Annotated in this window: 11 protein-coding genes; 7 read left to right on the top strand and 4 right to left on the bottom strand. The window is 62.1% G+C overall.

What is annotated here, in order from left to right:
• Positions 1-22 precede the first annotated feature (22 nt).
• Complete coding sequence (locus JHL16_RS22050; RefSeq protein WP_200186961.1) at positions 23-1,102, bottom strand: ABC transporter substrate-binding protein; 1,080 nt, start codon at positions 1,100-1,102, stop codon at positions 23-25.
• 88 nt (positions 1,103-1,190) lie between these two features.
• Positions 1,191-2,111, bottom strand: coding sequence for a ribokinase (gene rbsK, locus JHL16_RS22045; RefSeq protein WP_200186960.1), 921 nt, complete (start codon positions 2,109-2,111; stop codon positions 1,191-1,193).
• 340 nt (positions 2,112-2,451) lie between these two features.
• Here rbsK and JHL16_RS22040 point away from each other — a divergent pair, with 340 nt between their 5' ends.
• From JHL16_RS22040 to lepB, 7 genes are all read left to right on the top strand, one after another.
• A complete protein-coding gene (locus JHL16_RS22040; RefSeq protein WP_137857116.1) occupies positions 2,452-2,604 on the top strand; it encodes a DUF1127 domain-containing protein in 153 nt (50 codons plus the stop codon).
• Between the two features lie 272 nt (positions 2,605-2,876).
• Positions 2,877-3,437, top strand: a complete 561-nt coding sequence (locus JHL16_RS22035) for a F0F1 ATP synthase subunit delta (RefSeq protein ID WP_200186959.1) — start codon at positions 2,877-2,879, stop codon at positions 3,435-3,437.
• A gap of 1 nt (position 3,438) precedes the next feature.
• Positions 3,439-4,968 (top strand): F0F1 ATP synthase subunit alpha, encoded by a 1,530-nt coding sequence (gene atpA / locus JHL16_RS22030; protein ID WP_137857114.1) that lies wholly within the window; start codon positions 3,439-3,441, stop codon positions 4,966-4,968.
• A gap of 36 nt (positions 4,969-5,004) precedes the next feature.
• Positions 5,005-5,883, top strand: coding sequence for a F0F1 ATP synthase subunit gamma (locus JHL16_RS22025; RefSeq protein ID WP_137857113.1), 879 nt, complete (start codon positions 5,005-5,007; stop codon positions 5,881-5,883).
• A 27-nt stretch (positions 5,884-5,910) separates the two neighbouring features.
• The gene (gene atpD / locus JHL16_RS22020; protein WP_137857112.1) at positions 5,911-7,353 is read left to right on the top strand and encodes a F0F1 ATP synthase subunit beta; all 1,443 of its coding nucleotides are present in this window, start codon (positions 5,911-5,913) and stop codon (positions 7,351-7,353) included.
• Between the two features lie 5 nt (positions 7,354-7,358).
• Positions 7,359-7,751, top strand: coding sequence for a F0F1 ATP synthase subunit epsilon (locus JHL16_RS22015; RefSeq protein ID WP_200186958.1), 393 nt, complete (start codon positions 7,359-7,361; stop codon positions 7,749-7,751).
• 62 nt (positions 7,752-7,813) lie between these two features.
• Positions 7,814-8,803 carry a signal peptidase I gene (gene lepB, locus JHL16_RS22010; protein WP_200186957.1) on the top strand — a complete coding sequence of 330 codons (990 nt, stop codon included), beginning with the start codon at positions 7,814-7,816 and terminating at the stop codon, positions 8,801-8,803.
• On the opposite strand, the gene JHL16_RS22005 is transcribed toward lepB, so the two are convergent.
• Positions 8,790-9,464, bottom strand: coding sequence for an RES domain-containing protein (locus JHL16_RS22005; protein ID WP_200186956.1), 675 nt, complete (start codon positions 9,462-9,464; stop codon positions 8,790-8,792). The two genes, lepB and JHL16_RS22005, sit on opposite strands and share 14 nt — an antisense overlap.
• On the bottom strand, positions 9,461-9,997 hold the full coding sequence (locus JHL16_RS22000) for an MbcA/ParS/Xre antitoxin family protein (protein WP_200186955.1): 537 nt from the start codon (positions 9,995-9,997) through the stop codon (positions 9,461-9,463). Before JHL16_RS22000 ends, JHL16_RS22005 begins: the two co-directional genes overlap by 4 nt.
• Between the last annotated feature and the right edge of the window lie 66 nt (positions 9,998-10,063).

Below are 10,063 nucleotides of genomic sequence, written 5' to 3'. Positions count from 1 at the left end.
AAGCATGAAAAGGCGGGAAGCGCTAAAGGGCAAAGCTCGTCTTCACCTCGTCCCAGAGTTCCTGGTTCTTCTGCTTCTGCTCATCCGTGATCGGCGCCATCCACTGGACGCGCTTCACCACTTCGGGATCGCCCAGCACGACGCGGTTGAGCGCGTCTTCGGGGAGTTGCGCATTGGCCTTGGCGTTGGAGGAGGCGGGTGCTCCGATGTCATTGTCCCATTTCACGTAGAATTCGGGATCGACCATGAAGTTGATGAAGGCGGCCGCGCCTTCGGCATTGGGCGCGTTGTTGGCAATCGTAAGGCCGTCGAACCAGCCGATGGCGCCTTCCTTCGGCACCACGAATTCGACCGGGAGCTTCATCGCCTTCTTGGAGCGTGCCGCCGAGCCTGACCAGTAGACAGCGATGTCGTAATCGCCCGCCGCCATATATTTGTTCCACTCGTCCTCGGACGACCAGAAGGTCTTGATCTGGCTCTTGAGGCTTTTCAACTTCTCCTTGATCTTCTCGATGTCGGCCGGCGCATTCATGTCCTGGCCGGTGGCGAGTGCCGCGATCTGGATCGATTCGAGCGCGTCATCGCGCCAGCCGACCTTGCCGGCATGGGCCGGATCCCACAGCGCATTCATGCTGTCGGGTTTGGCCGTGATCTTCTGGGTGTTGTAGGCGAAGGAGGTGAGGCCCCAGACCCAGGCGATGGCGAAATGTTTGCCGCCCATCACGAAGCGATCGCTGTCGCGCAAGGCCGGCGTCAGATCGTTGAAGTTGGAGAATTTCGCCGTGTCGAGCGCCTGGATCAGGCCTTCATGGGCGGCTTCCATGACATAGATGTTGTTCATCAGCACCACGTCATAGACGCCCGGGCTGGTGCGCAGCTTGGTCAGCATCTCCTGCTCAGAGTTGAAATAGTCATGGACGACCTTGATGCCGGTCTTCTTCTCGAACATCTCGAGCGCCCATTTCTCGTCGGTGCCGTAGCCCTGCCAGTTGAGGACCTTGATCTCGCCGGCGGCGTGAGCGAGGCGGCTCGTGGCGCCAAAGGCGGCGGCCCCGCCCATCAGGGCCAGAGCGGAACGGCGGGACAGCGCAAAGCGTGACATCGTAATCTCCCTCGGTCGCAAAATTTTCTCTTGGCGGCGGACTTTAACGGATGGGCAGTGCCCCCGCAATGCAACGGTTCTCCGTGGGTTATTGTGCGGCGAGGAAAGCGTCGATCTCGGCGCGCGTCGGGGCGGCGGCGGAGGCGCCTTTCTTGGTCGTCGACAGAGCGCCTGAGGCAGCGGCGAAACGCACGGCCTCGGCGAGCGACTTGCCTTCATCGAGGGCGACCGCAAGGCCGCCATTGAAACTGTCGCCGGCCGCCACCGTGTCAATGGCGGTCACCTTGAAAGGCGGCACGAAGCCTTCCTCAGTGGGGCCCGAGAAGGCGACGCCCTTGGCGCCGAGCTTCACCAGCGCGGTGCGGAAGCCTTTGGACTTGAGCTCGCGCGCGGCGCGCAGGGCGTCATCAGGCGTTGCCGGCTGCCAGCCGAGGAGCCCGGCGGTTTCGCTTTCATTGGGAGTGACGACGTCGACCGCGGCGATGATGTCGGCCGAGAAAGGTTCCTTGGGCGCCGGGGCCGGATCGAGAATCACCGTGCCGCCCTTGCCGCGCACGATCTTGGCGGCGGCGAGAGCGCCTTTGAGCGGCACTTCCAGTTGCAGCAGCAGGACGCGCGCCTGCTCGAGATCGGCCTTGGCGGCTTGGGCGTCGCTCTGATCGACCGCGCCATTGGCGCCGGCGATCACCGTGATCATGTTCTGCCCGCCTTCGCCGACCTTGATGATGGCGATGCCGGTGGCGGAGCCCTCGTCACGGCGGATATGGGTAAGGTCGACGTCATATGATGTGAGCTCGGCGCGTGCCGCATCGCCGAAGGAATCGGCGCCGGTGCGGCCGATGAAACGCACCTCGGAACCGAGCTTGCGGGCCGCCACCGCCTGATTGGCGCCCTTGCCGCCCAGACCCATCTTGTAACCAGAGCCATGCAGGGTCTCGCCCGGCTTCGGCAGGCGATCGAGATAGGCGATCACATCCATATTGATGGAGCCGAAGATGGCGACGGTCATTCTATTCCTCCCCGCAAAGTCGGCCGGAGCATATGCCGGAAGAGACCGGCGCCGACAACAGCCCCTCCGAAAAGGGCATGCTGCGGTGCATGAATTTGGGAAAATCGAGGCAAAAAAGCCCTTTGAAAAGGCTTAAGTCTATGAATTTGATCGTGATTATATGCGTCACGAAAGAGACATAGTGAATTCAAATAGTTAGATGCGACGATTGTTAAGGTTTTGTGAAGCTGCGGGGCGAGTCAGCTATGTAAATTTTGCATTGCACAAAATGGTGCGTCGCACCATATATCAACTCGTCAAAAGCAACCAACCCAACCCGTCAATCCATAGGGGAAAGACCATGTTCAACTTCTTCACTGATGGTTTCAAGCGCTGGAACCGCTACAACACCACCAAGCGTGAGCTCGACCTGCTCACCGACCGTGAGCTTGCCGACCTCGGCATCATGCGCTCCGACATTCCGCGTATCGCGCGGGATAGCGTGAGCCGCTAAACGACTCACTTCAAAGTTTCGCAAGAGCCCGCCGGTCCTCCGGGGGGCTCTTTGCATTTTACGCGCAAGAGAAAGCCGTGCGCCCTTTGCGCTTGCGGCAATCCGCCGTGCCTTCCTTGTTGCGAGTCCAATTCCCATGTGATAACCCACGCCCGCGGCTTAAGGCGGAACCTACGCCGCACGTGCTTTCTCAAGTACGATTATCCAATAAATTCAAGCTTTCCGGACCGCTGCCAAGGGTTCGGAGAACGCGGGTTCGGCGGGGAGTTGTCGTGGCTCAAAGTGATCAGACGGTATCAGGCGTCCCGGGACGTTATGCGACCGCCCTTTTTGAACTGGCGCGGGAAGACCAGGCGGTCGACCAGGTCGGCGCCGATCTGTCGAACTTCCAGGCGCTCCTGGACGAATCCGAAGACCTGAGCCGGCTCGTCCGCTCGCCGGTCTTCTCCGCCGAGGATCAGATTTCCGCCCTTCAGGCGATCTGCGAAAAGGCCGGCATCAAGAGCCTCGCTCTTAATTTCATCAAGCTGGCGGCGCAGAACCGCCGGCTCTTCGTCCTCTCCGACATGATCAAGGCCTACCGCGCGCTGGTGGCCCAGTCGAAGGGCGAGATCAGCGCCGAGGTCATCTCGGCCGACACGCTCTCACCGAAACATCTCGACGACCTCAAGGCTGCCATCAAGGCGAGCGTGGGGCGCGACGTGCAACTCTCCACCCGGGTTGATTCGTCCATTCTGGGCGGCCTTATCGTCAAGGTCGGCTCGCGCATGGTGGACAACTCGCTCAAGACCAAACTTCAAAACCTCAAGATCGCGATGAAGGGGACCGGCTGATATGGATATCCGCGCCGCCGAAATTTCCGCAATTCTCAAGCAGCAGATCAAGGACTTCGGCAAGGAAGCCGAAGTGTCCGAGATCGGCCAGGTGCTCTCCGTCGGTGACGGTATTGCCCGCGTCTACGGCCTCGACAATGTCCAGGCCGGCGAAATGGTCGAGTTCCCGAACGGGATCCGCGGCATGGCCCTCAACCTCGAAGTCGACAATGTCGGTATCGTTATTTTCGGTTCCGACCGCGACATCAAGGAAGGCGACACCGTCAAGCGCACCGGCGCCATCGTGGAAGTCCCGGTCGGCCGTGAACTGCTCGGCCGCGTGGTCGACGCGCTCGGCAATCCGATCGACGGCAAAGGCCCGATCAAATCAACCGAACGCCGCCGCGTCGACGTCAAGGCGCCCGGCATCATCCCGCGCAAGTCGGTGCATGAGCCGATGTCGACCGGCCTCAAGGCCGTCGACGCGCTGATCCCGATCGGCCGCGGCCAGCGCGAGCTGATCATCGGTGACCGCCAGACCGGCAAAACCGCGATCGTTCTCGACACCATCCTCAACCAGAAGCCGATCCATATCGCCGGTCCGGATAAGGAAAAGCTCTACTGCGTCTATGTGGCTTGCGGCCAGAAGCGCTCGACCGTCGCCCAGTTCGTCAAGATTCTGGAAGACAATGGCGCGCTCGAATATTCGATCATCATTGCCGCCACCGCGTCCGACCCGGCGCCGCTGCAGTATCTGGCACCGTTCACCGGCTGCACGATGGGTGAATATTTCCGCGACAACGGCATGCATGCCGTGATCGCCTATGACGATCTCTCCAAGCAGGCCGTCGCCTACCGCCAGATGTCGCTGCTGCTGCGCCGTCCGCCCGGCCGCGAAGCCTATCCGGGCGACGTGTTCTATCTCCATTCGCGCCTCCTCGAGCGCGCCGCCAAGCTCAATGACAGCCAGGGCTCCGGTTCGCTGACCGCCCTTCCGATCATCGAGACGCAGGCCAACGACGTGTCGGCCTATATCCCGACCAACGTGATCTCGATCACCGACGGCCAGATCTTCCTTGAAACGGATCTCTTCTATCAGGGCATCCGTCCGGCGGTGAACGTCGGTCTTTCGGTGTCGCGCGTCGGCTCCTCGGCGCAGATCAAGGCGATGAAGCAGGTTGCCGGCAAGATCAAGGGCGAGCTCGCCCAGTATCGTGAAATGGCCGCCTTCGCGCAGTTCGGCTCGGATCTCGACGCCGCCACGCAGCGCCTGCTCAACCGCGGCGCCCGCCTCACCGAACTCCTCAAGCAGCCGCAATTCTCGCCGCTCAAGACCGAAGAGCAGGTGGTCGTGATCTATGCCGGCGTGAACGGCTATCTCGACGCGCTGCCGGTCAACAAGGTACGCGACTTCGAGGACGGCCTGCTGCGTCTCGTCCGCGAGAGCCATGCCGACATTCTCGATGCGATCCGCACCGAGAAGGAAATCTCCAACACGGTCGGCGAAAAGCTCAAGAACGTCGTGGCGGGCTTCGCCAAGTCGTTCGCTTGATCATCCTGAACGAGGCAACCAGCTGAAGGCAGGACGATGCCAAGTCTAAAAGACCTCAGAAATCGCATCACGTCGGTAAAATCGACGCGGAAGATCACCAAGGCGATGCAGATGGTGGCGGCGGCGAAACTGCGCCGCGCCCAGGAATCGGCCCTCGCCGCGCGCCCCTATTCGGAGCGCATGGCGACGGTGCTGGCCAATCTCTCGTCTTCGATGGAAGGCCGCGATGACGCGCCGCAGCTCCTCGCCGGCAACGGCAAGGACCAGACGCATCTGCTCGTCGTGTGCACAGCCGAGCGTGGTCTGTGCGGCGGCTTCAACTCCTCGATCGCCAGGCTGGCGCGCGAGCATGCCGACCGCCTGATGGCGCAAGGCAAGACGGTGAAGATCATCACCGTCGGCAAGAAAGGCAATGACATCCTGAAGCGGCTCTATGGCCGCTTCATCATCGACACGGTGGACCTGCGCGCGGCGCGCACCTTGGCCTTCAGCCATGCCCAAGCCATCGCGCAGAAGGTGCTGAAGCTGTTCGAAGACGGCCAGTTCGACGTCTGCACGCTGTTCTTCGCCGAGTTCAAGTCGGTGATCTCGCAGAAGCCGACGGCGCTGCAGCTCATTCCGGCCAGCGTCAAGGGCGGCAAGACCCCCGATCTCGGCGGCGCCATCTATGACAGCGAGCCGGATGAAGGTGAAATCCTGGCCGATCTTCTGCCGCGCAATATCGCGGTGCAGATTTTCCGCGCGCTGCTCGAAAACGCGGCTTCCGAACAGGGAGCGCGCATGAGCGCCATGGACAGCGCCACGCGCAACGCCGGCGACATGATCAACAAGCTGTCGATCCGCTACAACCGGCAGCGCCAGGCGCAGATCACCAAGGAACTTATCGAAATCATTTCGGGCGCGGAAGCGCTCTAGACCGGAACCGAGAGAAGGAAGACCGTTATGGCGAAGAAACCCGCAAACACCTCCGGCAAGTCGGTGGGCCGCATCCGTCAGGTGACAGGCGCCGTCGTCGACGTGCAGTTCGACGGGCATCTGCCGCAAATCCTGAACGCGCTCGAGACCATGAACGGCGATGTCCGTCTCGTCCTCGAGGTCGCCCAGCATCTCGGCGAAAACACCGTGCGCACCATCGCCATGGACTCGACCGAAGGCCTGGTGCGTGGCCAGGAGGTCACCGATCTCGGCGCGCCGATCACCATCCCGGTGGGCGATGAAACGCTCGGCCGCATCATGAACGTCGTCGGCGAGCCGGTCGACGAGGAAGGCCCGATCACCAGCACCGCCACGCGCGCCATCCATCAGCCGGCGCCTGAATTCGTCGAGCAGTCGACGGAAGCGCAGATCCTCGTCACCGGCATCAAGGTCGTCGACCTCCTCGCGCCTTACGCGAAGGGCGGCAAGATTGGCCTGTTCGGCGGCGCCGGCGTGGGCAAGACGGTGCTCATTCAGGAACTCATCAACAACATCGCCAAGACCCATGGCGGCTTCTCGGTGTTCGCCGGCGTCGGCGAGCGTACCCGCGAGGGCAACGACCTCTATCACGAATTCATCGAATCGGGCGTGAACCAGAAGGGCGGCGGCAAGGGCTCGAAATGCGCCCTGGTGTACGGCCAGATGAACGAGCCGCCGGGCGCGCGCGCCCGCGTCGGCCTCACCGGTCTCACCGTCGCCGAGCATTTCCGCGACCAGGGCCAGGACGTGCTGTTCTTCGTCGATAACATCTTCCGCTTCACGCAAGCGGGTTCGGAAGTTTCGGCTCTTCTGGGCCGCATCCCCTCGGCGGTGGGCTATCAGCCGACGCTCGCCACCGACATGGGTGCTCTCCAGGAGCGCATCACCACCACGACCAAGGGCTCGATCACCTCGGTGCAGGCCATTTACGTGCCGGCCGACGACTTGACCGACCCGGCGCCGGCCACCTCCTTCGCCCACTTGGACGCGACCACCGTGCTGTCGCGCGCCATCGCCGAAAAGGGCATCTATCCGGCGGTCGACCCGCTCGACTCGACGTCGCGCATGCTCGATCCGCGCGTCATCGGTGACGAGCACTATCAGACGGCGCGCCGCGTGCAGGTCATCCTTCAGCGCTACAAGGCGCTGCAGGACATCATCGCCATTCTCGGCATGGACGAGCTCTCGGAAGAGGACAAGCTCACCGTCGCCCGCGCCCGCAAGATCGAGCGCTTCCTGTCGCAGCCCTTCGACGTCGCCGCCGTGTTCACCGGCTCACCGGGCGTGCAGGTCAAGCTCGAAGACACGATCAAGGGCTTTAAGGGCCTCTGCGAAGGCCAGTATGACTACCTGCCTGAGCCGGCCTTCTACATGGTTGGCACGATCGAAGAAGCGGTCGAAAAGGGCAAGCGCCTGGCTGAGGCGGCCTGATCACCATGGCCCTTCACTTCGAACTCGTCTCTCCGGAACGTTTGCTGTTCTCGGGCGATGTCGCGGAAGTCGACATTCCGGGCACCGAGGGCGATATGGGCATCCTGCCGGGCCACGCGCCGGTGCTGTCCACGCTGCGTCCGGGTGTCGTCACCGTCACCAAGGAAGGTGGCGCGAAGGAGCGCATCTTCGTGCGCGGCGGCTTCGCCGAAGTGAATCCGCAAGGTCTCACGGTTCTGGCGGAAGTCGCGGTGCCTGTCGCTGAGCTCAATGCCGAGCGTCTGGCGCAGGAAGTCAAGGACGCGCAGGAAGACGTGTCGGACGCGCAGGACGATGAAACGCGCCGCCGCGCCCAAGAGAATCTCGATCATCTGCAGGCGCTGCAAAGCGCGCTGTGATGACGATCACAAGATGAAGGAACAGGCCCGCCTCGCGCGGGCCTTTCTTTTGGGGGGATGACATGGAAGACGCTGCACCGCGCGGCAGGTTCTCGATCTGGTTGCTCGGCCTCATCCTGGGACCTGTCGTTCTCATGCTGTGGCTTGGCCGCGGCCGTCTGGCGCTTGTGTATTTTCTCGCCGGGCTCTTGCTTGGCGTCGCGCTCCTATTCGCGGTCGCAAACGGTCTCATTACGCCGCCGGCATGGACCGACTTCGGCATGGCCGCCGTGCTCTTCAGCATCCCGTTCAACATCATCGGTCTTGTCCATGGGTTGATGATCCGTGCGACGGCGCTCAGTCGACCCTGGTTCTCGCGCTGGTATGCTGCGATCATTCTACCACTCGCCGTCAGCTGGCTCCTTCCGTTCCTCGTGCGTGAATGCCTCTACCAATCTTACAATGCGCCGTCGCTCAGCATGGTGCCGAGCATCGTGATCGGCGACTATTTCCTCGTGTCGAAGGCTGCTTATGGCTATAGCCGCTTGTCCTACTCGGGTGGCTTCATGAATTTTCCCGGTCGCATCTGGGCCAGTGAGCCCAGGCGGGGCGATATCGTCGTCTTCAAGCTGCCGCGTGACAATGAGACCGACTACATCAAGCGGTTGATCGGCATTCCCGGAGATCGGATCCAGATGAAGGATGGGATAGTCCATCTCAATGGCCAGGCGTTGCCGCTGACCCGCGTTCAGGACATTCCCTGCATCGAGGGGGAAAGGTGCAATTTCTTCCGTGAGACGCTGCCGAACGGGCGATCCTATGTCATCAACAACGCGACGCAGAATGGTTCGGTCGACAATACGGAAGAGTATGTCGTCCCCGAAGGTCACTATTTCATGCTCGGCGACAATCGCGACAATTCGCTGGATAGTCGCTTCGGCGAGCCGAATGGAATCGGGTATATTCCGTATGAGAATCTCGTCGGGCCTGTAACGCTCATCTTCTGGAATTCGATGGGCATGCGGATTGACGACCGGCTTGCGGGTTATCCCAGCCGGCTTACGACGCCGTGAGCTTCCTGACCTCGATACGCTTTGCTTCGGCCGCGACCGAAATCTCGAAATGATCGGCCTGGGTCACATCCAGGATGGCGGTCGGGCGGAAGACGGCGGCGTTGAGGCCGCCGGTGAAGCGCACGCTGTCATAGAGGAGTCCGGTCTCGCCGTTCTTGCGCAGATTTTCGCCGAAGGCTTGCGAGGCCTGGTAGGCGTCCGGCGCATAGAGTTCCGGCAGCACGGATTGCCGGCCTCTGATATCGACATAGGTGCCATCGAGACGCGCCGAATAAGCCCTGAAGGTGCGTGACAGAGTGGGGATGCGACGCGCTACCGCCTCGCGGCGCAGATGATGGCCGACTTCCGCCGCCGCCGTCTTGATATCGGCCGAGGCATACCAGGCGCCGAGATCGCGGCCATTGAAGCGCGCGCCGGTTGGCGCGGCATGCAGGAAAGCCGCCATCACGATGCTCGAATTGGCGCGGCCGAAGATCCATTCGGTCTGTGGCAGGCGCGCGACGCGCTCGGCGACGAGGCGGTCATTGGTCCAGCCGGCGAGCTCCATCACCGCGTCGAGATCGGCGGCGGTCGTGACCGTGTCGAAAAGGCCGATCGGCGGAAAACGTGAGGGAATCAGCCGATAGGACGGATGAAAGGCCGGCGCATGCGCATGGCTCACGTCAGCACGATGTCCGTTTGCGAATAGGGCGTGAAGCCGGCATCGATGCGGTTCGGCTCCATATACTGGCCGCCGCGCGCGGCATCGAGGAACCGGCGCACCAGCAGGATACCGTCCTGCGCGCCGCTGGTGATCAAAGTGAGCGGCGGCTTGCCGCCGAAGACGATGCCGTCATGGGGATTGCGCAGCCAGGCCACGGCGTCGTGCTCATGGGCGTGGAGAACCCCCAGCGCCTGGTGGATGCCGAAGACGGCCGACAGGCGCATGAGCACATCGACATCGAGGGTGATGTCGTGGTGCTCACGCGCGAGCTTGGCCCAATGGTGATAGGTGGAGCGCGACGGATAACCGAGCACGAGCCGGCGCTCTTCCTCGTTGAGGCCCCACAGATCGGCTATGGCGAGGAAGCTGCGCAAAGCCGGCGCGCTGAGGCGCCGGCGATTGGCTGGTGCGAAACGCTCGAGATCCAAAGCCAGATAAGGCCGCGAAGTTTCTTCGAGGCCTTTCTGGCGTCGGCGTTGAAGTGAAGCCATCGTTCTCGTCCTTGTCTGTATTTGAATATAGTCCAAATATGGACATTAGACAAGGTATCAGAAATC

The organism is Taklimakanibacter albus (assembly GCF_016595235.1).
Taxonomy (GTDB): domain Bacteria; phylum Pseudomonadota; class Alphaproteobacteria; order Rhizobiales; family Aestuariivirgaceae; genus Taklimakanibacter; species Taklimakanibacter albus.
This window is presented reverse-complemented; position numbering and strand designations above follow the sequence as displayed.

Bases quoted from the DNA above. Each gene is read 5' to 3' on its own strand.
- JHL16_RS22000 (WP_200186955.1), bottom strand. From the start codon at position 9,997: ATGGCTTCACTTCAACGCCGACGCCAGAAAGGCCTCGAAGAAACTTCG.
- atpD (WP_137857112.1), top strand. From the start codon at position 5,911: ATGGCGAAGAAACCCGCAAACACCTCCGGCAAGTCGGTGGGCCGCATC.
- JHL16_RS22040 (WP_137857116.1), top strand. From the start codon at position 2,452: ATGTTCAACTTCTTCACTGATGGTTTCAAGCGCTGGAACCGCTACAAC.
- JHL16_RS22050 (WP_200186961.1), bottom strand. From the start codon at position 1,102: ATGTCACGCTTTGCGCTGTCCCGCCGTTCCGCTCTGGCCCTGATGGGC.
- JHL16_RS22015 (WP_200186958.1), top strand. From the start codon at position 7,359: ATGGCCCTTCACTTCGAACTCGTCTCTCCGGAACGTTTGCTGTTCTCG.
- lepB (WP_200186957.1), top strand. From the start codon at position 7,814: ATGGAAGACGCTGCACCGCGCGGCAGGTTCTCGATCTGGTTGCTCGGC.
- rbsK (WP_200186960.1), bottom strand. From the start codon at position 2,111: ATGACCGTCGCCATCTTCGGCTCCATCAATATGGATGTGATCGCCTAT.
- JHL16_RS22025 (WP_137857113.1), top strand. From the start codon at position 5,005: ATGCCAAGTCTAAAAGACCTCAGAAATCGCATCACGTCGGTAAAATCG.
- atpA (WP_137857114.1), top strand. From the start codon at position 3,439: ATGGATATCCGCGCCGCCGAAATTTCCGCAATTCTCAAGCAGCAGATC.